Annotated in this window: 21 protein-coding genes; 8 read left to right on the top strand and 13 right to left on the bottom strand. The window is 69.0% G+C overall.

Features of this window, described 5'->3' with window-relative positions:
* Positions 1–7: 7 nt before the first annotated feature.
* Complete coding sequence (locus AB0877_RS19980; RefSeq protein ID WP_366610527.1) at positions 8–1,432, top strand: hypothetical protein; 1,425 nt, start codon at positions 8–10, stop codon at positions 1,430–1,432.
* The gene (locus AB0877_RS19975) at positions 1,429–1,989 is read left to right on the top strand and encodes a GNAT family N-acetyltransferase (protein WP_366610525.1); all 561 of its coding nucleotides are present in this window, start codon (positions 1,429–1,431) and stop codon (positions 1,987–1,989) included. Before AB0877_RS19980 ends, AB0877_RS19975 begins: the two co-directional genes overlap by 4 nt.
* A gap of 146 nt (positions 1,990–2,135) precedes the next feature.
* Here AB0877_RS19975 and AB0877_RS19970 read toward each other — a convergent pair whose 3' ends face one another.
* Together AB0877_RS19970 and sepF are read right to left on the bottom strand one after the other, a co-directional pair.
* Positions 2,136–2,972: an SLATT domain-containing protein gene (locus AB0877_RS19970; RefSeq protein WP_366610523.1), complete on the bottom strand. Its 837-nt coding sequence runs from the start codon at positions 2,970–2,972 to the stop codon at positions 2,136–2,138.
* 16 nt (positions 2,973–2,988) lie between these two features.
* A complete protein-coding gene (gene sepF, locus AB0877_RS19965; protein ID WP_366610521.1) occupies positions 2,989–3,342 on the bottom strand; it encodes a cell division protein SepF in 354 nt (117 codons plus the stop codon).
* Between the two features lie 743 nt (positions 3,343–4,085).
* Here sepF and AB0877_RS19960 point away from each other — a divergent pair.
* Positions 4,086–7,169, top strand: coding sequence for a DUF3427 domain-containing protein (locus AB0877_RS19960; RefSeq protein ID WP_366610519.1), 3,084 nt, complete (start codon positions 4,086–4,088; stop codon positions 7,167–7,169).
* A 10-nt stretch (positions 7,170–7,179) separates the two neighbouring features.
* On the opposite strand, the gene AB0877_RS19955 is transcribed toward AB0877_RS19960, so the two are convergent.
* Positions 7,180–7,944 (bottom strand): alpha/beta hydrolase, encoded by a 765-nt coding sequence (locus AB0877_RS19955; protein ID WP_366610517.1) that lies wholly within the window; start codon positions 7,942–7,944, stop codon positions 7,180–7,182.
* A gap of 96 nt (positions 7,945–8,040) precedes the next feature.
* Between AB0877_RS19955 and AB0877_RS19950 the strand changes: the two genes are divergently transcribed.
* The gene (locus AB0877_RS19950; protein WP_366610516.1) at positions 8,041–8,478 is read left to right on the top strand and encodes a VOC family protein; all 438 of its coding nucleotides are present in this window, start codon (positions 8,041–8,043) and stop codon (positions 8,476–8,478) included.
* A 24-nt stretch (positions 8,479–8,502) separates the two neighbouring features.
* Here the strand turns inward: AB0877_RS19950 and AB0877_RS19945 are convergent, their stop codons facing one another.
* From AB0877_RS19945 to AB0877_RS19935, 3 genes are all read right to left on the bottom strand, one after another.
* Positions 8,503–9,717 carry a hypothetical protein gene (locus AB0877_RS19945; protein WP_366610514.1) on the bottom strand — a complete coding sequence of 405 codons (1,215 nt, stop codon included), beginning with the start codon at positions 9,715–9,717 and terminating at the stop codon, positions 8,503–8,505.
* 94 nt (positions 9,718–9,811) lie between these two features.
* Positions 9,812–10,345: a hypothetical protein gene (locus tag AB0877_RS19940; RefSeq protein WP_366610513.1), complete on the bottom strand. Its 534-nt coding sequence runs from the start codon at positions 10,343–10,345 to the stop codon at positions 9,812–9,814.
* Between the two features lie 45 nt (positions 10,346–10,390).
* On the bottom strand, positions 10,391–11,536 hold the full coding sequence (locus tag AB0877_RS19935) for a hypothetical protein (RefSeq protein ID WP_366610512.1): 1,146 nt from the start codon (positions 11,534–11,536) through the stop codon (positions 10,391–10,393).
* 133 nt (positions 11,537–11,669) lie between these two features.
* On the opposite strand from AB0877_RS19935, the gene AB0877_RS19930 reads away from it, so the two are divergent.
* Positions 11,670–13,247, top strand: a complete 1,578-nt coding sequence (locus AB0877_RS19930; RefSeq protein ID WP_366610511.1) for a gluconokinase — start codon at positions 11,670–11,672, stop codon at positions 13,245–13,247.
* A gap of 6 nt (positions 13,248–13,253) precedes the next feature.
* On the opposite strand, the gene AB0877_RS19925 is transcribed toward AB0877_RS19930, so the two are convergent.
* Complete coding sequence (locus tag AB0877_RS19925; RefSeq protein WP_355005518.1) at positions 13,254–13,538, bottom strand: antibiotic biosynthesis monooxygenase; 285 nt, start codon at positions 13,536–13,538, stop codon at positions 13,254–13,256.
* A gap of 225 nt (positions 13,539–13,763) precedes the next feature.
* Between AB0877_RS19925 and AB0877_RS19920 the strand changes: the two genes are divergently transcribed.
* Positions 13,764–15,131, top strand: a complete 1,368-nt coding sequence (locus AB0877_RS19920) for a serine hydrolase (RefSeq protein ID WP_366610509.1) — start codon at positions 13,764–13,766, stop codon at positions 15,129–15,131.
* Positions 15,132–15,138: 7 nt separating this feature from the next.
* Here AB0877_RS19920 and AB0877_RS19915 read toward each other — a convergent pair whose 3' ends face one another.
* From AB0877_RS19915 to AB0877_RS19900, 4 genes are all read right to left on the bottom strand, one after another.
* Positions 15,139–15,909: a hypothetical protein gene (locus AB0877_RS19915; RefSeq protein ID WP_366610507.1), complete on the bottom strand. Its 771-nt coding sequence runs from the start codon at positions 15,907–15,909 to the stop codon at positions 15,139–15,141.
* Positions 15,910–15,962: 53 nt separating this feature from the next.
* Positions 15,963–16,721, bottom strand: coding sequence for a MerR family transcriptional regulator (locus tag AB0877_RS19910; RefSeq protein WP_366610506.1), 759 nt, complete (start codon positions 16,719–16,721; stop codon positions 15,963–15,965).
* A 50-nt stretch (positions 16,722–16,771) separates the two neighbouring features.
* Entirely contained in the window at positions 16,772–19,027 is a 2,256-nt protein-coding gene (locus AB0877_RS19905) for an EAL domain-containing protein (RefSeq protein ID WP_366610505.1), read from the bottom strand.
* 315 nt (positions 19,028–19,342) lie between these two features.
* On the bottom strand, positions 19,343–19,576 hold the full coding sequence (locus tag AB0877_RS19900) for a zinc-ribbon domain-containing protein (protein WP_366610503.1): 234 nt from the start codon (positions 19,574–19,576) through the stop codon (positions 19,343–19,345).
* Positions 19,577–19,668: 92 nt separating this feature from the next.
* Here AB0877_RS19900 and AB0877_RS19895 point away from each other — a divergent pair, with 92 nt between their 5' ends.
* The gene (locus tag AB0877_RS19895; protein WP_366610502.1) at positions 19,669–20,034 is read left to right on the top strand and encodes a type II toxin-antitoxin system RelE/ParE family toxin; all 366 of its coding nucleotides are present in this window, start codon (positions 19,669–19,671) and stop codon (positions 20,032–20,034) included.
* Complete coding sequence (locus AB0877_RS19890) at positions 20,031–20,348, top strand: helix-turn-helix transcriptional regulator (protein ID WP_366610500.1); 318 nt, start codon at positions 20,031–20,033, stop codon at positions 20,346–20,348. Before AB0877_RS19895 ends, AB0877_RS19890 begins: the two co-directional genes overlap by 4 nt.
* A gap of 125 nt (positions 20,349–20,473) precedes the next feature.
* On the opposite strand, the gene AB0877_RS19885 is transcribed toward AB0877_RS19890, so the two are convergent.
* Together AB0877_RS19885 and AB0877_RS19880 are read right to left on the bottom strand one after the other, a co-directional pair.
* Positions 20,474–21,343: an SRPBCC family protein gene (locus AB0877_RS19885; protein WP_366610499.1), complete on the bottom strand. Its 870-nt coding sequence runs from the start codon at positions 21,341–21,343 to the stop codon at positions 20,474–20,476.
* Complete coding sequence (locus AB0877_RS19880; protein WP_355005525.1) at positions 21,336–21,893, bottom strand: helix-turn-helix domain-containing protein; 558 nt, start codon at positions 21,891–21,893, stop codon at positions 21,336–21,338. The genes AB0877_RS19885 and AB0877_RS19880 overlap by 8 nt, the downstream gene beginning before the upstream one ends.
* Between the last annotated feature and the right edge of the window lie 38 nt (positions 21,894–21,931).

Here is a 21,931-nt window from a genome sequence, read left to right as displayed (position 1 = left end):
GGACCGGTTGAGCGCGCCACCGAAGGTGCCGGCGAGCTTCTGGGAGCACGAGCCGGTGCGACTCGCGTTGGCCGAGCGGCATCTGGGGCGGGTCGTCCGGGCGTACCGGTGCCATCCGTACCACGGGCGGGTCGCCCTGCCGCAGTCCGTGGTGGCGGGATGGCTGGGGATCACGCAGGCACAGTTGAGTCGGGTAGAGAACGGCCCGCCGCTGGTGCACCTGGACCGACTGGCGCACTGGGCTCAGCTTCTCGGGATACCCGCGTTCTGCCTCTGGTTCCGCCTACCCGGCCAGCACTGCTGGACCGATGCGAGTCGTATGCGTGGCGAAACAAGTGGTGCAGATGGCGAGGATCAGGTCGTCGATCAGGGCGCTCTGACAGCCGTGGCGGCTAACGTGGAGCAGGCACCAAGCCAAGGGGGTGGCGTCACGGACCGTCGACGCTTCAACGTCCTGGCCGCACTCGCGGGACTCGCCGCAGGCGGTCACACATACCTGCTCCCCGGGCCATCTGCGGAGGCGCCCGGAAGCATCGGAATGGAGCAGGTGCGGCTCGCCAGTTCCCTGGTCGACGATCTCCGACGGGTTGACGCGGCCGTCGGGGCCGACCTGCTCTGCGACGTCGCCATGCAGGCACACACCAGGCTGTCGGCCTGGGCAGCGCGGGCTAGCTACAGCCGTGAGGTCGGTGACGCGCTGCAAAGCGCCCTGGCTGATCTGTCCATCGAGGCCGCCTGGCTCGCCATCGACGCGGATCGCCGATCTGAGGCGCGGCCGCACCTGCATGAGGCGATCACCCGCGCCCGAATCGCCGACGACCCACAGGCGGAGGTTCGCGCCCTCACACACCTGTCCCTGCTGATCCGCGAGAGTCAGCCCGGCGAGTCGCTGCACTGCGCCGAAGCAGCCCTACGGATCTCCGCCGGCTGGGCCACACCTCGACTCACCACCCTCCTGCGCCTACGGAGAGCACATGCCTACGCCGTCCTCGCGGATGCCAGTGGGTTCAGCCGCGAGATGACGAAGGCCCGGCATGAGTTGGACCGCGGCCCCCACGAGGATGACCAGAGTTTCGTGCACTTCGTGAACGCCCAGGAGCTGAACGGGATCGAAGGGCTCTCCTACCTTGCCCTCGACAGACCTGGGCGCGCTGTTCAGTCGTTGCGCGCGATCACTGCCAATCCCTCGCCTGGTCATCGACGCAACCAGGTCTACTACACGGTGCGGCTGTCGGAGGCGACGTACCAGCAGGGCGACGTCAACGAAGCGGCGCGCATCGCTCTGGACGTCCTACCTGCCGTGCGTCAGATCAACTCGAAGCGGGTAAGTCAGCATCTTTCGCAGGTGCGCAGAAAGCTGGCGGCGCCACGGCAAGCGACCACGACGACCCGTCAGTTCGTTGACACCTACGACCAGGCGGTGAACCTGTGATCGAGGGCTTACAGCTTCGCCATTACAGCGCTGACGAGGCTGAGGAGATCCTCGATCAGCTCGTTGACCTCTACCTGGAGGTCTACGCGGGTTGCGGCGAGTTCTACAGCGAGGACCGCTACCGGCGCCAGCTCGACCTCCACATGCAGCGAGCTGGGTGGGAGCTGGTCACCGCAACTATCAACGCGGCTTTGGTCGGCTACATCTACGGATTTCCTCTGCCCCAGCAGACACGGTGGTGGGAAGGCATCCATGAGCCGGTGCCGCCTGGGTTTACCGAGGAGGATGGGAGTCGCACCTTCGCCATCAGTGAGCTGCTGGTACACCCCGGCTGGCGACGTGAGGGCATTGCGACGGCACTGCATGACGAACTGGTCGCGGGCAGGGCTGAGCCGCGAACCACGCTCTTGGTCCGTCCCGATAATGATGCCGCCCAGGCGGCATACCAATCCTGGGGCTGGAACAAGGTGACTAAATTGCGACCCGACTGGGCGACCGCACCAACGTTCGATGTCATGGTCCGCATCGTCCAGAATTGCCCTCGTACCCTTAGCTAGCCGTCGCGGCTGACGCTGAAGACAATCTGTGCCGAATCCCTACTCAAATAGTATTGACAGTAACACGACCCATCCAGCGCAATTTCCACCGAACCGGAGGTTTGTGCACGGTCCATACCGATGAGCGCCGACGAGAGATCCAGAAATTACTCGCCCTGATTCCGCGACTCTGGGGGCTGTTCAAGATTCTGCTGGCGCTTCTTCTGTTCTGATTTAAGGCGATGCACTTCCTCAACAAACTCGGCCAGCTGCTCCTCCTCGGACGGGATGCGCTTGTACCTGCCGACACCAACTTCAACAGCCTCCCACTCTGCTTCAATCGCGTCGGCAGTTTGTTGCAGATAGAAGCTGCGTTCCTTGTACTTGAAGTAACCCATGAACCCGCTCGCAGTACCAACAAGGAACGTGATACCGAGCACTGTCCAACGGTCCCACGTCATGCTCTCGGAAATTCCTGCGATTCCCGTTGCCGCCAGGGATCCGATAATTAGGAAGCCTTGGAAAATGTTGTTGACCAGCCTATATTGCCTACTCTCACTCCTCAGCTGATCGATATCGAAATAGGCGTCTTCCTTATATGCAACTCGACGGACCTTTAGATCTCCCTCGAGGCTTGCCACTAGGAGCTTCCGCTCGTCACGCAAGCGGGCCAAATTGAGTTCGAGGTCGCTTTCAGACGGGCGAATCGCAGTAATCGAAGCACCCTTTGGCACATACCCGCCGGGATAACGCTTGAGTAAGTACGCCGCAACTCCGAACAGGATGGCAACAATGAATGCGGGCGTGAGGACGACCCTCTTCGCACTGCCACTCAGCCAGGGCAGCCAATACAAGGCATAAAGCACGACAAGCAGCACTGGACCGAAGGCCATGGACAGGTTCGACCACCGGTGCCGCATTCGCGCATACTCTAGCTCATGCTCCGTCTGGCGAATTGCATGGTTCAATACCAAGACTTGCTCTGGCTGGCTAGGCGTGGGCAAGAAAGCTCCTTCTACCTCAAGACCCGGGAGTTATGACAATTACGCTTTGAGCCAGGCGGAAAATCCAGCCGTTTGCCATGACTGTCAGGCCGTGGCAATAGTTCAAGAGGCGCGCAGCCTCGTAAGGCTCCATGTGAGACAAGTCGATAGAAGCAACTCGGCCCGCCTGGAGGATTTCAGCAATCTCGGCAGCGCCGACGCCGAAGTCACGCGGAGTCACGCGAAGAGCCGCTTCCAGACGGACACCGGGAGCCGCATCGCGATCGAGCCTATACGAATTCGCCCGCACGGCCGATTCCAAAGACCGTTCTAGCTCTGAAGCATGATCTCGGCGGCACACGCGGCCAAAATCTACACTTCGCTCCCTCATCGCTACAGGTCGCGCACCCAAGCGATAAGCAGCGGCAACCAGAGCAGCCAGCGCGATAAACGCAATGGAACCGAGAGGCCACTCTGTCATAGTGCCGAGCTCTCGATCGTTGGGATAATTCGAGAATTCCTATTCCAAGGCAGGATCCACCGAAGGCACACTAGTAGCCCCAGCTCGCCCTATTGGAAGATTGGCGACGTGCCGTCCGCTCCCAGAGAGGAGCCTGTCGCATTGGAACGGCGACCGAACCGAGGCTCACGCGAGTTACCAGGTTGGACGTTATGGTTGCCCACGTCGCGCCGGCCCCGATGCCGTGTTCGTCAGCCGAGTACAGGACGGGCCGCAGCTGGTGTCGCAGAGGCCACTTCAACATGTCGCGCTCCCTCAACCCAACGAGCATCGAGCCAACGGTTCCAAAGACGTGCTCGGGGAGATTACCGGCCAGCGGCCAACAGCGGGAGACCGTGTGATCACTCGTTCAGCCAAGTCGGCCGGCGCATCTCCTCCGCGCTCTACCAAGGAAGTCAAATTCAACGATTTAACGACCTTCGTCTGAGGAGTTGTTTACGCAGGTAGCGGCCTTGCCGCGCGGACGCCGAGAACCCGCATCGCTACCGGCTGTTCCAGGCACCAGCGCCAAGAGGCTTGTATGCCGCTGTACTCATCTGTCGGCGAGCCGACACATGGAATTCAACGCCTGGCAAGGGCAACGCAAGAGCGTTACGACCGATTAGATTGCCTGGATGACGGATCTTGAGCGGGGTGTGTACGAGCACCTGATCACCCGTGAGCTGGCCGATCACCTCCAGCACGTCGACCCCGCCCTGATCCAGCACCACAAGCTCGACCCGGCTGACGCCCACACCGCCCTTGCCCGGCACATCGCCACCCTGGCCGCGCGAGCCCTCCAGTCCGTCCCCAGCGGGGACGACAAGCTCCACCACCAGATCGCGATGGCGAACCAGATCGCCGAAGCCATCGCCACCCTGAGCCCCAAGGCAGCGACGGATCAGGACCAGGTAGCGGACGCCAAGCACCTGCTGCACGCCATCGCCGCCCCACCAACCCCACCGGCGCTGCCAGCCTTCCCGCAGCGCCCCACTACCCCCCTCTCCACCGGCGCGCTGCTGGTCAACGGCCGCCATCAGCCCCGCATCGGCCACGAGGTCAACCACGAGATGGCGTCGGCCGAGAGCGTCGATCTGCTCTGTGCGTTCATCAAGTGGTACGGCCTGCGCATCGTCGAGCACGCCATCCGAGACCTGATCGCCCGAGGCGGCAAGGTTCGCGTCATCACCACCACCTACCTCGGCGCGACCGATCAGCGAGCGCTGGACCGGCTCAAGGAGCTGGGCGCAGAGGTCAAGGTGTCGTACGAGACGCGGACCACGCGCCTGCACGCCAAGGCATGGCTCTTCCGCCGTGCCAACGGCACCACCACCGCTTACGTCGGCTCGTCGAACCTGTCGAAGACCGCCCTGGTGGACGGCGTGGAGTGGAACGTCCGCGTCTCGAACATCGAGCAGCCGCACGTCATCGACACGTTCACGGCGACGTTCGAGGACTACTGGAACGATCCGGCGTTCGAGGCGTACGACGCGACCAGGGACGCCGACCGGCTCCGGCATGCGTTGAGCGGGGAACGCCGCGACGACGCACCGACCGCGATCTCGAACCTGGACGTGCGCCCGTACCCGTACCAGGCGGAGATCCTTGCCGACCTGGACGCCGAGCGCCTGGTGCACGGGCGCTGGCGCAACCTGGTGGTGATGGCAACGGGCACCGGCAAGACCGTCGTCGCCGCCCTGGACTATCGCCGGCTACACAAGGCGAAACGAGCAGACTCGCTGCTCTTCGTCGCTCATCAGGAGCAGATCCTGCGGCAGAGCCTGTCCACGTTCCGGCAGGTCATGGGGGACGGTAGCTTCGGCGAGACGCTTGTCGCGGGCGAGAGACCCAATGGTTGGAAGCACGTCTTCGCCTCCATCCAGTCGCTGGACCGCCGCGAGGTCGACCCCGAGGCGTACGACATGGTGATTGTCGACGAGTTCCACCACGCCGAAGCGCCGACGTACACGCGATTGTTGGAGCGGCTGCGTCCCCGCGTACTCCTCGGACTGACCGCAACCCCAGACCGGGCCGACGGCGGCGACGTGCGCCGGTGGTTCGGCGGGCGGTCGGCGGTTGAGCTGCACCTGTGGGACGCGTTGGAGCGGCAGTTGTTGTCGCCCTTCCAGTACTTCGGGCTGCATGACGACGAGGACCTGTCGCACGTCACCTGGAAACGCGGCCAGGGCTACGACCTGACGCAGCTGACCACCATCTACACCGCCAACGATGCTCGGGCGCTGACAGTGCTGCGCGCGGTCCACGAGAAGGTGGACGTTGGGCGAATGCGTGCGCTCGGCTTCTGCGTGAGCATCGGGCACGCCGAGTTCATGGCCGCCCGGTTCAGGGAGCACGGTGTCGAGGCGGCGGCGATGACCTCGCGGGCCGGCACCGATCGCGCAGGGCTGTTGCGGGACTTCAAAGCTGGCAAGCTGCGGGTGCTCTTCACCGTGGACCTGTTCAACGAGGGCGTTGACCTGCCGATGGTCGACACGATCCTGATGCTGCGGCCCACCGAGAGCGCCACGATCTTCCTGCAACAGCTCGGCCGTGGTCTGCGACTCGATGACGACAAGCCCTGCCTGACCGTGCTCGATTTCATCGGCGGGCAGAACGCCAACTTCCGCTTCGACCTACGGTGGCGTGCCCTGACCGGGGTGAGCCGACGGGCGATCACCGAGGCCGTGCGCGATGACTTCCCGAGCCTGCCGAGCGGCTGCCACATCGAGTTGGACCGGGTGGCGAAGGAGATCGTCCTCGCCAACCTGCGATCGGCGTTGCCCACCTCGAAGGCTGGCCTGGTCGCTGAGCTGCGGCAACTCGGCGACGTCACCCTGGCGACGTTCCTGCGCGAGACCGGCCTGGAGATCGAGGACGTGTACCGATCAGCCAGCATCGGCGGCTGGACCGGGCTGCGGCGGCTCGCCGGCATCGAGACGGCCGCGCCCGGCCCGGACGACCGCGAGCTGGGCCGGGCCATCGGTCGCATGCTGCATACCGACGACGTCGACCGGCTAGAGCTGCTGACGAAGGTCGCGGCCGGACCGCCCGCGCCAGGTCAGCAGGTGTACGCGGGCAACAGCCGACTGCTCGACATGCTGCACTTCAGCCTCTGGGGGCCGAACGCCTCGCTGGCGGCACGAGACGAACGTCTGGCGCGGCTGTGGAAGGAGCCGGCCCGCTGCGCCGAGCTGCGGCAGGTCGCCGAGGTGCTGCGGGACCGCATCCACCGGGTTACGCCCACGCTCGCGGCGGGGGCGGTGCCATTGCGGGTGCACGCCCGGTACAGCCGCAACGAGGCATGCGCCGCCTTCGGAATGACCAACCCGGGATCGCTACGCGAGGGTGTGAAGTGGCTGCCCGACGCCCAGGCCGACCTGTTCTTCGTCACCCTGGTCAAGTCGGAAGCCCACTACTCCCCCACCACCATGTACGCCGACCGGGCCATCACCGACACCCTGTTCCAATGGGAGTCGCAGAGCACCACTTCCTCGGCGTCGGCGACCGGGCAGCGTTACACATCAGGTGGATCGACAGTGCACCTCTTCATTCGGGAGACTCGCATCGCCGACCGCGACCTGGGCGCACCGCCCTACCTGTACGCCGGCACCATGACGTACGACTCGCACACGGGCGACCGACCCATGCGCGTCCTGTGGCAGCTCCACCACGCCCTACCCGCCGACGTCTACGCCACCGCCCGAACCATCGCTGCCTGATCCTCCTCGCTCAGCCGCGCTGGGACAGAAAGGCGCTGACCGCTGCGGCGAACTGCGCTTGCGCATCGTGATGCACAACGTGACCTGCTGGCAGCTCGACGAGCCGAGCCTGGCCTGGGCGGCGGGCGATCATCTCGCGAGCATGATCGGCGGCCAGCTCGTCGCTGCGCGTGCCGCGGATCAGAAGGGTAGGGCAGGTCACCGCTACCCAGTCCTTCCAGTGGTCGCCGTTGAGCGCTTTCTGGGACGCCACCGTGTCATCAATGCCGAAGGAGAAGCCCCAGCCGTCTTCCGACTGGCGGAAGGAGCACTCCAGATAGGACGCGGCCGCGCCCAGTGCCGAGGCCAGCGCATCGCGGGATGGTGCTCGGGGAGGAAGGCGGGTGGTGAACGACCAATCGCAGTCCACGACCGCGCCGATGTCCTCGACGATCAACGCAGTGACCAGATCCGGGTGCCGGCTGGCGTACTGGTAGGCGTTCACCCCACCGAGTGAGTGGCCCAGCACCGCAGCCGGGCCCACCTTGAGATACCGGTGAAAGGCGGCGAGGTCGGCAACGTAGTCGTCTCGCTCGTAGCTCTCGGCACGATCGGACTCTCCGTGCCCACGCTGGTCGAGCGCGATCACCCGCCAATGTGGTGCCAACGCCTCCGCCAGCGGCGCGAAAGCCGAAGCCTCGTTGTAGTGCCCATGCAGAGCCAGGAGGGGCTGACCCGGACCGCCAAAGTCCAGATACGAGAGCCTCCGACCGCCGACCGTGAAGAACTCTTGCATGACCTGGAATCCTAGATCAACGACCGCCGGCTTCCGTTGCACGAACGCTTTGGGGACGAGGGGTGCGGGAGAACTCCTAGCGCTAGGTTGAGGACCATGGAGCAGCGGATCAGCCTGATCACCCTGGGAGTCGCGGACGTGGCCCGCGCGAAGACCTTCTACGAGCAGCTCGGCTGGCGAGGCCAGGAGGTCGAGGAGACCGTCTTCATCCAGGCCGGCGGCCTGGCCCTCGTCCTCTGGAGCCGCGACAAGCTGGCCGAGGACGCGGGCATCGACGACCCAGGCACCGGCGGCTTCGGCGGGATGGCGCTCGCCCAGAACGTCCGCTCCCGAGCCGAGGTCGACGAGGTGATCGCCACGGCGACCAGGGCCGGCGCGACGGTGACCAAGCCGGCCCGGGAAACCTTCTACGGCGGCTACGCCGGCTACTTCGCCGACCCGGACGGCCACCTCTGGGAGATCGCCTGGAACCCCGGCTTCACCCTCGCGGAGGACGGCTCCCTCACCGTCCCCGACTTCAGCGCCATGAACTGAGCGAACGGCAGGCGGAGACGCCGATCAGGGCGCCGGAGACGGGCAGAGCAGCGGGTCCAGCACCGGCAGCTGAACAGGGTCCAGGCAGATCGCCAGCAATCCCGGATCCGGCGAGGGCGTAGGAGTAGGCGTTACGGTCGGGGTCCGCAGCGGCGAGGCCGACGCGACGGGCGGCGTAGGAGAAGCCGAAACGGGCGGGGCTGACGTCGGCACCGAACTGGCCGACGGGGTCGGCACGACGGGGGGCGTAGCGGCCGGCGGCAGGGCCACCGCCACCACCCGGGACGGCACTGTGGAGACCTCTGCCGAGGCGGACGGCCGGACGACCGGGGCGGACGGCGGGTGCCATACGGCACTGTCGGCTGAGCCGACCCGCGACCGGGGTGCCACCGGACCGGTCGGAACAAGAACCGTCCCAGCCTTCGGCACGTCCCAGGCGATGATCTCCGCCGAGGGCACCGGCCCACGAGGACCCCACGCGCCAGGCCCCAGAGCGGTGGGCCCCAGCGCGCCCGGTCCGAGCGTCACGAACACCACCGCGGCGACGGCGGCAGCGCCGAGCGCCCGGCGGTCGGGGCGTACCGCCGTCAGCGGCGCGTCGTCGGGGTCCACCACCGGAGGAGGCGCGGGGGGATCGGCCCGGTGTGCGGCCAGCAGCGCGTCCATCTGCGCGATGACGGCAGCGCGATCGTCGGCAGCCGCGAGGGTGAGATAGAAGCGGAAGTTCACCACGGCGTTGGCCGGGACCAGCAGCCCGTCAAGTCGACAGCGGTCCGGCAGCAGGGTGACCGGCACGTCGGGGTGGTGGGCGGGGCCGACCAGGTCCGCGTACCGCCACTCGCGCCGGTGCTCCCGTCCGCCGAAGGCCACCCGCCGGCTGGTCACCACGGCCATCCCGGCGTCGACGATCCGTAGGCCCGGCGGTAGGGCGTCGGAAGAGGGCTCAGCGAAGGAACATGGGCCAGGGGTGGGCAGACCGGGGACGTGCCGCGCCTCAGCCTCGACCAGCGTGGCGACGGGGAGGACGCGGAAGACGAGTTCGTCGTCGTCGAGCGCCACCGGTAGGCCGGTGCGGGGCTGCGTACACCCGAGGAAGCTGGCGGCTTCGATGCGGAGCCGGGCCAGGTGGTCGGCGCGGTGCCGCCAGGCGTCGGTGGCGTCGCGGTACGCGCGCTGCCGGCGCTCGTTCTCGCGCTCGGCCCAGGCGATCCGCCAGGGGGCGTGGGCCACAGAGGTCACGGTCACACGCGGTACAACCGCTCACGTACGTGACAGGCAACGCGACCGGGATCGATGTGTCCCCTTGTGCCCGGAAGGAGAGAGTTGCAGGTGATCAGCCGGCGCGTCGGCGGTACGGCTGCGGACCGTGGGTCGGGAACCGCGACTGGGTACGCGGTGGGTACGCCTCGCAGTGCTCGGCCCAGTGTTCGGCGGCGGTGACCAGGGCGTCAGCGGAGACGGTGAGGATCAGCGGGTAGATCGCGGTGGACGGGCGACGCATCCACGGTGGCAGTGACTCGGCGGAGAACTCCACTGTCAGCTCCAGCCGGCGGCGGCGCAGCACCCGGCTGCGCAGGGCCAGGTTGGGTTCGGTGAACCGGACCGTCGCCGGTGGCGCGCTCAGCCCGAGGGCGGCGGTGGCCTGCCCGTGCAGCCAGCCGCCGAGCGCGCGGGCCTCCTCGACCATGAGGCTCGGGTAGTGGTGTGACCAGGTCTGGCCGTCGGCGGTGCGGGCGTCCACCTCGATGAGCAGCCAGTCGTGCCAGCCGGGCGTGACCCCGTCCGGGTCGTCGGGCGGGTCGATGCCGGGCTGGTAGCCCACCGGGCGCACCCGCACCCGAGCGCCATCGTCAGACCGGATCTCCACTCGATCATTCTGGCCGAGCGAAGCGGACTTTCGGCCCCGAATCGGTCACTTCGTGACGGTCCGCCGCACGCCCTGGTGCTCGGCGCAGGCGGTGGACCGGCCGCCGGCCAGGCTCACCGAACCGTCGCGGCACTGCACGAGGTAGCCGCGTCCGGCCCAGAACTGCGGTACACAGGCGAACCAGTCGCACACCTCGGCGGCCGGCTTGCGGATCCGCGTGCCGCCGCAGAAGTCGTACCCCAGCGGGTTTTCCGGTGCCCCGCAGCGCGGGCCCTGGGTCGCGCTGGGCGACGGGCGTGGCGACTTCGTCGGCTTCGGCGACGGCGGGGGTTTCAGGGCGAGCGCCGGGCCGATCCGCGCGGGTGCGGCGCTGACGGTGGGCGCCGGGGTGGCTGCGGCGGCGATCTCCGCGCCACCTCTCGGGTCGGACGGGTTCGACTCGATGAGTGCCGCCGGCACCAGCAGCGCGATGGCCGCCGCCACCGCGATGGTCCTGCGGCCACCGGGCACGAACGACGACAGCCGGGCCTGCCCGGGGGTGGCCGCGGCCGGCCGGAACGGCTTGAGCTGGGCGTGCTCGGCGATCAGCTCGTCGAGTTGGGCGATCACCGCGGCGCGCTGTTCGATCGCGTCGGCGAAGGCCAGGGTGAGCGTGAACCGGAAGTCCGGCGCGGCGTCGGTGGGCAGCAACAACCCGGAGGTACGCCGCCGGTCCAGCACCTGGATCAGGGTGACCGGGGCCGTCGGGTCGTGGGACAGGCCGGTTATCCGCCCGTACGCCCAGTCGCGCCGGCCCCGCCCGCCGAGCAGCACGAGTCGACGGCTGGTGATCACGGCCATGCCGGCGTCGGTGACGCGTACGCCGTCCGGGCGGCGCGGGCGCAGCGGCCCGGTTCGCGGGGCGACGGTGAGGTCCGGCGCGGGCAGGACAGCGGTGTGCCGTACCTCGACCAGTTGCGCCGCGGGTAGCACCCAGAGCACCACCTCGTCGGCGGCCAACTCCAACGCCAGCCCGGCGCCGGCCGCGGCCGAGCCCTGGAAGTCGGCGGCCAGGGCACGTAGCCGCCGTAACTCGTCGTCGCGTCGCCGCCACGCCGTCTCAGCGCCGCGGTACGTGCTGACCCGCCGCACGTTCTGCCGGTGCGCCCACCGGTACCGCCATGTGGAACCCGTCGAATCAGTCTTTGCCACGCCGACTCCTTCGCCGCGCAGGCCACCAATCTGGGGTGTCACACGGTTTAACAGGCGCGGCGCGGCACCCGGACACGCCGAAACGGGCGAACTACCCGATCGGCGGAGCAACCAGCACGATAGGGGGATACTGATGCCAACATTCATGTTCTCCGAGGGGGTGACGGTCGTGCCGGCAGTCACGCTGCCCAAGGTCGTGATCGGGGTCGACATCGGCACCACCAGCACGAAGGCCGTCGCGTACGACACCGACGGCCGGCAGCTCGGCAGTCACCTGGTCGGCTACCCGTTGGACAACCCGCAACCCGGCTACGCCGAGCAGGACCCGCAGCTCATCCTCAACGCGGTGCTCAAGTCGGTCAGCATGGTCGTGGCGGAGCTGGTCCAGCCGGTGGCCGGGTTGTCGTTCGGCTCGGCGATGCACAGCCTGATCGGGTTGGGCCGGGACGGCAATCCGCTCACCCCGTCGGTGACCTGGGCCGACTCGCGGTCCACCCGGCAGGCCGAGCGGTTGCGGGCGGTGCCGTCGGGGTTGGCCCTGCACCGGCGCACCGGCACACCGATGCATCCGATGTCGCCGCTGCCCAAGCTGCTCTGGTTCGCCGAGCAGGAGCCGAAACTCTTCGAGCGGGTGGCGCACTGGGTGGGCATCAAGGAGTGGGTGCTGCTGCGGCTCTGCGGCGTACTGGTCACCGACCACTCGATCGCCTCGGCCACCGGCCTGCTCGACATCCACGAGCTGAGATGGGACGACGAGGCGCTGACCATCGCCGGCATCACCCAGGAACAGCTCCCGCAGCTCGTCGCCACCACCGCCGTGCTGCCGAACCTCACCCCGCAGGCCGCGGCGGAGACCGGCCTGCCGGAGCGCACCCCGGTGGTGGTCGGCGCCGGCGACGGGCCACTGGCGAACCTGGGTCTGGGCGCGGTGCACCCGGGCATGGTGGCCTGTTCGATCGGCACCAGCGGCGCGATGCGGGTGATGGTCGAGCGGCCCGGCGTGGACCCGCTCGGCGGGGTGTTCTGCTACGCGCTGACCGAGCACCGCTGGGCGGTCGGTGGCGCGATCAACAACGGCGGCATCGTGCTGAAGTGGGCCGGCGCGGCGCTCGCCCCGGACCTGGGCGAGCACTCCGAGGAGGACCTGGTCACCCTGGCGGCCCGCGCGCCGGTCGGCTCGGGCGGGCTCATCATGCTGCCGTACCTGCACAGCGAACGGGCCCCACACTGGAGCGCCCTGCCGCGCGGCGCGTACGTGGGGCTGACCCACGCCCACCGCCGTGAGCACCTGGTGCGGGCCGCGTTGGAGGGCGTCTGCCAACAGCTCGCGCTGGTGCTCAGCTCGGTGCGCGCGGCCGGCAACGAGGTCCGGGAGGTCCGGGCCGGTGGCGGATTCGCCCGCAGCGGCCTGTGGCGGCAGATGCTGGCCGACGCCCTCGGCCTGCCGGTGAGCTTCCCGGCCGCGCACGAGGGGTCGAGCTTCGGGGCGGCGCTGCTCGGCATGGAGGCGCTCGGGCTGATCCCCAGCATGGACGTCGCCGCCGACCTGGTGCGGATCGAGGAGACGGTCCGCCCCGACCCGGCCGCCGCGGCCACCTACGCGGCGCTGCTGCCGCTCTTCGCCGAGCTGTACGAGGCCCTCACGCCGACCTTCACCTCGATCCGCCGGATGGCGCCCGGCCTGCCCACCGGCCCCGAACCGTCGGCGTGACCAGGGTCAGGGCGCCTCGACCCCGGCGATCAGGTAGCGCCGCACGTCGGCGTCGAGGATGGCGACCTCCTGCGCGTCGTCCGGCCCGGAGCCCCGGAACGCGGCCAACTGCTCTGGTGACTCCCAGCGTTCGTAGACGTGGATCCGGCCGGGCTCCAACGGGTCGGCCGCCAGCAGGAAGTCGAGGCAACCGGCGGTGGCGCGCGCCCGCGCGATGACCTGCTCACAGTCGGACAGGTACGCCTCGCGGGTGGCCGGTTCGACAGTCAGGCTGCCGGCGATGATCAGCACGGGTCCTCCGGGGTGATTGGCCGAGTGGCTGACCTTTGCTCTGCACCCGCCCGTGCGCCAGGCACGGTCCGTAACCGGCGCATCGGCGGGTGCAGAGCAAAGCGTGATTACCTGCCGGGTCACAGTTATACCTGCGGGCCACCGCTGAGGGGGACATTGCCGCCCGGACGGGTGACGACGGTCCCGCCGGTCCCACCCGCCCCCGGCGCTCCATATCGTGCAAACGTGAGAAAAAGCGACAAGAGGCGCTCATCTTCCCTGCTGGGGAACTCTGCCCGCGTACCTCTGAAGGTGTTGACGGCGGCGGTCGCGCTCGCGGTGCTCGCGACGACCGGGCCGGCCACCGCGGACGGCCCGGGTCGCGCGCCCGGCGCGGACCCGGCGCGGACGACCGAGCCGGGGTACGGGGTGCAGCCCGGCGACGGCCAGAGCCACGAGCCCGGGGTGGACCCGACGCCGGAGCGCCCGCCGACCAGTGAGGTGTCCTGGCTGTCGTTTCCCGGCGGGGTGTTCGCCGTGGACTCGCTCGGGCACACGGTGCGCTACCGCGCCTGCGACGGCGACACCGGTCGGGTCGCCGACCCGGGCATGCGGGTCACCGCCGGGGTGGCCAGCGGCACTGTCGTCGTCGGAGGCACCGCCTACCGCTACCGGGTGCCGCTGGTCGGGCGCAGCGAGGGCACGCTGGAGGTGATCCAGCGGCACCGCCCGCCGACGACGCTCACCGGAACGGTGGTGACCAGCCCGCAGCCACCCACCGACCCGGTCGCCGGGGCCCGGCTGTTCCCGCTCAGCGGCCAGCTCGCCCGGGTGGTCGCCGACGCCAGCCTCAACCCGGCCGGGGTCACGGTGCGCGACCTGTCCGGCCGCTACGGCGACCAGCAGATCGCCGTCAACGGCTCGCTGCGCCCCAAGGCGGCAAGCGTCATCAAGCTGTGGATCCTCGTCGAGCTGCTCCGCCGGGTCGACTGTGGACAGGTTTCCCTCGACGACGGTGTGCTGGTCACCCCCCAGGACGTGGTCGGCGGCACCGGCCAACTGCAGTTCGAGACGTTCCCGCAGGTGGTCACAGTGCACCGGCTCGCCCAGTACCTGATCAAGTACAGCGACAACGTCGCCGCGAACGTGCTGATCACCTACCTGGGTGGGTTCGCCCCGGTCAACGCGCTGATCGACTCGATGAACCAGCGGTCCACCATCCTGGCCCGGCGGATGCTCGACAGCGCGGCGGCGCAACGCGGCGAGGAGAACTACACCAGCCCGGACGACGTGGTGTCACTGCTCGGCGCGGTCTGGGACGGCGAGATCCTCACCCCCGCCTCCCGCGACCTGATGATCGGTTTCATGCGGGAGCAGACCCTGAACACGAAGATCCCGGCGGCGCTGCCCCCCGGCGTGCCGGTGGCCCACAAGACCGGTGACCTGCCGGACGCCTCCCACGACGTCGGCTACTACCTGATCCCCGGCACCGAGACCGCCGTCGCGTTCCTCACCTCCGGCCCCATGGCCACCGGCGACGAGACGGTCCGGCGGATGGCCCGCACCGTCTACGACTTCCTGGTCACCCCCATCGAGGGGGCGGTCGAGGAGTGAGCCGCCCTCAGGCGCCGGGAATGTTCGCCGGCGGGTCCTCGCCGACGAGGTCGGCCGCCGGCGGGTCCGCCGACACGTTCAACCCGAAGTCCGAGTACGTCAGGTCGAGCTGGGCGGTCTGCGACTGCTCGCTGGCCAACTCGATGCGGTAACGGACCAGCCGACCCTGCTCGTCCACGGCGGCGGTGAACGGGACCGCCCCGGCCCGGTCACCCAGCACGGTGCCGACGCCGCTGCCCAGCACCGCGCCGCTCTGACGCAGGTCCAGCGTGCCCGCGTACTCCCGCTCGGCAATCAGCCGGACCCCCGTCGGCGCGCCCAGCGTGCTGGCCAACCGGGTGTTGTCCAGACCCTGCTTGGCCGCCGGGGCACCGGCCTTGCCGACGTGCCACCAGGTCTTGCCGTCCCAGACCGGGACGCGGCGGTCCGGGGCGGTGACCCGCACGTACACGTCCGGCCCGGTGGTCAACCGCTCGATCTTCACCACGCCGGTGGGCACCTTCAGCGACGTGGTCTCCAGACCACGCTTCGCCGTCGGGTCCCACAGCAGCACAGTGGCGTCGCCATCCGTACCGCCGGTGCCGACCGTCAGCTTGTACGGCTGCTCGTCGGCCTTCGCGGCGGCGGCCTTCAGCACACCGACCGGATCGGCGCTCGCCGACACCGCCGGACGACCCGGGCCCGGGTCGTCGTCGCCGGCGGCGACCAGCGCCCACGCCCCGGCACCGACCGCCACCACGAGCACGGCGACAGCGGCGATCAGCTTCGGTTTCGGCACTGTCATCTCCCCGGGGCGGTGCGGTCCGGCCAGACTAGCCGGACCGCCCGTCGTCACGCCCGGCTGATCGCGTTGGCGTGGATCGCCTCGTGCAGATACGCGGCCAGCCCCGGGGCGATGTTCTCGTAGAACGCGGTGAACCGCTCGTCGGCCAGGTACATGTCGGCCAACCCGGTGTGGATCTCGTACGAGCACTCGTAGAACCAGCGGCTGATGAGCTGCCGGTGCTCCTCGGCCAGGTCCATCGCCTCCGGGCTGTCCGCCGCAGCGCCCGAGGTCAGCACCGCGACCATCCGCCGACCCCAGTCCTCGTTCTCCGCCTTGTTCCGCAGCCAGTCGTCCTTCGTGTAGCGGGACACCCGCCGGTTCGACTCCCGGTACACGTCGGTGTCACCCCAGCGCTGCTCCGCCTCGGCCCGGCGCTGCTCCGGGTCGAAGTCCCCGAAGACCTCGAACCGCTCCTCCGGCGTGAGTTGAATGTTCATCCTGCTCGCCTCCATCGCGAACTCGATCGCCGCGACCATCTCCTGCAACCGGGTGAGCCGTACCGTCAGCAGTTCGTGCTGCCGGCGCAGGTGCGCGGCCGGATCGGCCGCCGGGTCGTCGATGATCGCGGTGATCTCCTCAAGCGGGAAACCAAGCTCCCGGTAGTACAGGACGAGTTGCAGCCGTTGCAGGTCCGCGTCGTCGTAGCGGCGGTAACCCGCCGAAGTGCGCCCGCTGGGCGAGAGCAACCCGATCTCGTCGTAGTGGTGCAGCGTCCGCACCGTCACGCCGGCCACCTTCGCCACCTGACCCACCGTGTACGCCATGGTCCCCCTCCCTTCCGGGAACCAGGCTCCTGCCTGCCGCTACGTGAGAGTCAACTCCGATTCTGGCCCACCATGGCGGGGCCGTCCGGCCGCCCGTACAGATAGCCCTGACCTCGCGGGCAGCCGATCGCGGTGACCGCCTCGTGCTGACGCTCGGTCTCCACCCCCTCGGCGACCACCGCCAGGTCGAACGCGCCGGCCAGGCGGGTGACCATCTCCACCGTCGCGTACGCCCGGTCGTCGGTGCCCAGCCGGGCCACGAACGACCTGTCGATCTTCAGCTCGGTGGCCGGGATGCGGTGCAGGTAGCTCAACGACGAGTAGCCGGTGCCGAAGTCGTCGATGGCGATCCGGATGCCCAACTCCCGCAGCTGGTGCAGCCGCTCCAGCACCGCCTCGGTGCCCTCGATCAACGCCGACTCGGTCAACTCCAGGGTCAACGCCCGCGGCGCCAACCCGGCGGCGCTGGTCGCCGCGGTGACCGTGGCGATCAGGTCCGGCCGGCGCAGGTGCGCGGCGGCGATGTTCACCGCGACCGTCGCCTCCGGCATCCGGTCCCGCCAGGTGGCGGCGGCCCGGCACGCCTCGTGGATCACCCACCGGTCGATCGGCAGGATCAGCCCGGTCTCCTCGGCCAACGGCAGGAACCTCGACGGCGGCAACATCCCCAGCCGGGGGTGCCGCCAGCGCACCAGCGCCTCAGCGCTGCGCACCGCGCCGGTGCCCAGGTCGACGATAGGTTGGAACTCCAGGTGCAACTGGTCCTCGTCGACGGCACGGCGCAGATCGGCGATCAACTCGGCGCGGGAGACGGCCGACTCGCGCAACGCCGCCGTGCACGTGCGGTACGCGGACTTCCCGGCCGCCTTGGCCGCGTACATGGCGATGTCGGCGTCGCGCAGCAGGTCGCTGTGGGAGGCGTGCTGCGGGCCGTACTCGGCGATACCGATGCTCGCCGACGGGTGCACCCCGACGTCCTCCTCGTCGTCGGAGGGCCGCAACGCGTCCAGCAGCCGCTCGGCGAGCCGTTCGGGTGACACCGGCCGGTCGCCGTCGACCAGCACGGCGAACTCGTCACCACCGAGCCGGGCGATGGTGCCGTCACCGTTCACGGCAGTGTGCATGCGGGCCGCCAGCCCGGTCAGCAGGGTGTCACCGGTGGCGTGCCCGAACCGGTCGTTGACCTGCTTGAACCCGTCCAGGTCGAGCAGCAGCACCGCCACCGGCCGCCCGTCGCGCAGGGCCAGACGCAGCCGCCGGTTGAACAACAGCCGGTTGGGCAGCCCGGTGAGCTGGTCGCCGTACGCGAGCCGGCGCAGCCGGGCCACCAACCGCAGGTTCTCGTTGGCCGCCAGCCCCTGCCGGACGGCGAGGGCGGCCAGCAACACCATCATGGTCACGAACACCAGCTGCGGGGTCTGCCCGGTGGGCCGCCGGGCCAGCACCACCGCGATGATCGCCCCACCCACCGGCAGGTACGGCAGCGCCACCCGCCACCAGGGCGGCAGCGGTGACTCGGCGGTGTCGTCGGTGCCGTCGCAGTCCGGTGGCGGCGGGTTCCGGGTGGCCAGGCCGATCAGCAGGTAGCTCAACGGCCAGCACAGGTCGATCGGGTGACCGGCGGTGTAGTCGGCACGGGCGACCAGCGACACGTAGACGACGTCGGCGACGACCCGCAGGGTGAGGCTCGCCGCGAGGATCGTCATCGGCCGCCACATCGGCCGGGCCGGCCCGGAGACCGCCACCAGGATGGTGAGCTGCATCAGGTCGAACATCGGGAAGAGCAGCCCCAGCGTGCGCGCCGGATCGGCCAGCTCGGCGGCGGCGACCCCCCGGAAGACCAGCACCCACCCGATCGGCACCAGGGCCAGGGCGACGATCACCCCGTCCAGCAACGTCCGGGCTCGCCCCACCGCGCTCTTCGGTGCCGACGGCGAGCTGAGCAGCGCGGCCGTGCCGGTGAGGATGCCGGCGGTGAAGACCACCCCGACCACCGGCGTGTGCGGCAGGTCATCGCCGACGAGCCGCTGCACCGTCCAGATCGCCCGACCCATCGCGGCCAGCCCCATGGTGAGAGCGAGCAGCGTCCAGAACCGGCGCAGCGGCGGCGGATGCCGGCGGGCCACCCCGACGCACGCGACCGTCGCCCAACCGGCGACAAGCATCGCGCCGATGTCGCTGACCAGCGCGGCACCGGGCAACGCGGCGAACAGCCAGCCCGCCTCCAGCAGGATGACAGCAGCCGCGACGAAAGCACCGGCGGGGTTCAGCGCCCCCGCAGCCTGCCTTCCGTCCTGTCGGGACACGGTCGCTCCGGCTCTTTCGTCGTACGTGCACCCTCGGCGGCGCCGGTCCACGGCAAACCCCGAAAGCCTAACCAGCGCCCAGAAACGCCGCCACAGCCGAACGTTCACCCCGCTGCGGCTCCGGCCTGCCGTCAGCGGCCCGCAGATCGGTTCCAGGGTGAGCGGGGCAGCGCGGTCCCGGCCAACGGACGGCGTGCGCGGCGGCGTCTGCGCCGACCGGGGGTGCAGGGCGGGCGGGCAACGGTGTGCACCGCCACGTCGACCGAGGACGTCTGTCGGCCGATCAACCAGCAGAGGAAGCGTTCCATCGTCGGATCAGCCGACCGGGAGGCGCTCGGCGTCGGACCTGGCAATCTCGTACTCCGCCCCGCAGAACGTGCACTGCTGCGCGTACCGGGTGCGAATCGGGATGAGCGGAATGAAGAAGAGGGTGAATTTCGTCGAACGGCGGGTGATCACCTGTGCGGCCTGGTTGCCGCAGTGGCGGCAGACCTGCTGCACGACACCGGACCGGTCGACCTTGGTACGCAGACCAAAGATGAAGAACATCGCCAGCCAGTACCCACCCAACCGCGAAAAGTCACCAGATCCCGGAGTTTCGCCGGCCAACGCACGTGTATAGCGATTGGTATACTCTGGTAGTGAGTCAGGAAGAGTGGGATGTCTTCGTCGTCGACGAGGTTCGCAGCTGGATCGATGGCCTGGACGAGCCGACGTTCGCCCGGGTCGTCCAGGCCATCGACGCGCTCTCCGAAGCTGGCCCCGGGCTGGGACGACCGCTGGTCGACACGATCAGCGGGTCGGCGATAGCGAACTTGAAGGAGTTGCGTCCTGGCACCGTCCGCATCCTTTTCGTCTTCGACCCCTGGCGCGCAAGCATTCTGCTGGTTGCCGGCGACAAATCGGGCCAATGGACGAGCTGGTATCGACAGGCCATCCCGCTCGCCGAGCAGCGGTATGAGATCTACTTGAAGGAACGCGCACAGCAGGAAGGGGGACAGCGGTGAGTGGTCATGTGCGATGGGCGGATATCCGAGCGGAGTACGTGCAGCGGGCTGGCGGTGAGGCGGCTGTCGAGGCGGGCAAGGAAGAGCTGCTGGCGCAGGTCGTCGGGCACCGCCTCGCGGAGGTGCGACGCTCCCGCGGCTTCACCCAGCAGCAGATCGCTGAGCGGATGGGCGTGACCAAGGGCCGCGTGTCCCAGATTGAGCAGGGCAAAATCTCCGGCCAGGAAGTGGTGGCCCGATACGCTGCCGCCCTCGGCGGTCGGCTCCACCAGGCGATCTATTTCGACGACGGTGACATTGCCGCCATCGCGTGAAGCCACCAGCGCAAGATCGTGCTCGATCCAGGATGTAGTGGCTTCCGGGGCGGGAAGGCCACTACATCCATGATCGAGCACGATCAAGGCGAGACGATCACGGTGACGCGATCACTGCGCGGCTGTCAGTTGGTCGGCGCGGGCTCCAGGCCGGGGATCTCCTCGGAGAGCCAGATCGGCTGCCAGTTCGGCATCTCGTGGAAGCGGCGCAGCTCGAACAGCCCGGCAACCGACCCGCTCCAGGCCCCGTACGGCGGGTTGGCCTCGTCGAAGCCGCTCTGCACGAAGGTCAGCGTGGTCCGGCCGCCGGACTCCGCCAGCTCCCAGCTCGTCACGCCGGTCGGTCCCCAGTCGACGGACATCCGGCGACCGGGCTCCAGGTCGACGACCTTCGCCGCGTAACCGGTCTCGAAGCCGCCCATGGCGTACCGGCCGCCGACCCAGGGCTCGATGCCGATCGGGTAGCCGAACCACGCGCTGGCCTGCTCGGAGTCGGTCAGCGACTCCCACACCTTGTCGGCCGGGGCGGCGATGACCAGCTCGCCCCGCAGGTCGGCGGAGGTGAAGTCGGTGCGGGGCAGCAGTGGCTTGCCCTCCAGGTGGGCGGCCAGGTTGGCGATGGACAGCGCCCAGTACGTCTGGAGCACGCCCCGGATGGTGGAGCCGCTCATCGCCTCAGCGAAGTCGAAGTGGCTCTGGATCAGGGTGAGCACCGTGCTGTCGGTGCCCTCGGCGGTCAACTGGAACTCGGTGGTGGTCTCCACGCCGTCGAGCAGCCAGCCGAAGCGCAGCGTGTCGTCGTCGGCGTGCAGCAGCCGCTGGTGCGGGGCGTCGCCTTCGGGCGTGTAACGGCCCCAGAACTCGTACCGCCGGGGCAGCTCGACCTCGGCGTGCTCGGCCAGCCAGAGACGCAGCTCGGCCGGGTCGGTCAGGGCCTGCCGGACGCGCCCGACGGGCGCGGAGAGACGGGCCTTGACCTTCATCGGCTCACTCATTGTCGTTTCCTTTCGGATAGCAGGCGACGGCCAGCTTGAAGGCGTCCCCTTCGCTGCCGCCGTAGCGGGTGAACAGGTCTTGAAGCGCGGTTTGCAGGTCGTGCAGGAACTGCTGACGCTGCTCGGCCGGCACCCGGATCTCGCCGGAGACCCCGATCGAGGGCAGCTCGGGTGCCGCCCGGTCCAGGCCGGCGATGTCGGCCTGGACCTCCTCCATCAGGTCGAGCAGGTAGCCCAGGCTCAGTTCGTCGCGGGCCCGGCGCAGGCCGATCCGGCCGACGAGTCGCGGCGAGAGCCAGTAGGAGCGGGCGGCGGCCTGGTAGATGCCTTCGGTGATGCCGCGGACCTTGCGTTCGTTGACCAGCTCGACGAGGCCGGCCGCGACGAGCTGCTTGACGTGGTAGTAGACGCGCTGTGGCGTCTGGTCGAGTCGGGCCGCGACCTCGGTGCAGGTGCGCGGTTCGGCCAGTTGCCGCAGCACCTCGACGCGATGCGGCTTGAGCAGGACTTCGGCCTGCTCGATCTGCTCCAGGTACAGGACGTCTCTCATGGCAAAATCAGTTTGTACGTACAAAACTTCTTTGTCAA

The organism is Micromonospora sp. NPDC047644, from assembly GCF_040704315.1.
GTDB lineage: Bacteria > Actinomycetota > Actinomycetes > Mycobacteriales > Micromonosporaceae > Micromonospora.
Note: the sequence above shows the minus strand (reverse complement) of the source record. Positions and strands in the feature narration are given on the sequence as shown.

Excerpts from the sequence above, each read along its gene's own strand:
- AB0877_RS19955 (WP_366610517.1), bottom strand. The coding sequence starts at position 7,944 with ATGCAAGAGTTCTTCACGGTCGGCGGTCGGAGGCTCTCGTATCTGGAC.
- AB0877_RS19960 (WP_366610519.1), top strand. The coding sequence starts at position 4,086 with ATGACGGATCTTGAGCGGGGTGTGTACGAGCACCTGATCACCCGTGAG.
- AB0877_RS19885 (WP_366610499.1), bottom strand. The coding sequence starts at position 21,343 with ATGAGTGAGCCGATGAAGGTCAAGGCCCGTCTCTCCGCGCCCGTCGGG.
- AB0877_RS19950 (WP_366610516.1), top strand. The coding sequence starts at position 8,041 with ATGGAGCAGCGGATCAGCCTGATCACCCTGGGAGTCGCGGACGTGGCC.
- AB0877_RS19930 (WP_366610511.1), top strand. The coding sequence starts at position 11,670 with ATGCCAACATTCATGTTCTCCGAGGGGGTGACGGTCGTGCCGGCAGTC.
- AB0877_RS19900 (WP_366610503.1), bottom strand. The coding sequence starts at position 19,576 with ATGTTCTTCATCTTTGGTCTGCGTACCAAGGTCGACCGGTCCGGTGTC.
- AB0877_RS19910 (WP_366610506.1), bottom strand. The coding sequence starts at position 16,721 with ATGGCGTACACGGTGGGTCAGGTGGCGAAGGTGGCCGGCGTGACGGTG.
- sepF (WP_366610521.1), bottom strand. The coding sequence starts at position 3,342 with ATGAGGGAGCGAAGTGTAGATTTTGGCCGCGTGTGCCGCCGAGATCAT.
- AB0877_RS19880 (WP_355005525.1), bottom strand. The coding sequence starts at position 21,893 with ATGAGAGACGTCCTGTACCTGGAGCAGATCGAGCAGGCCGAAGTCCTG.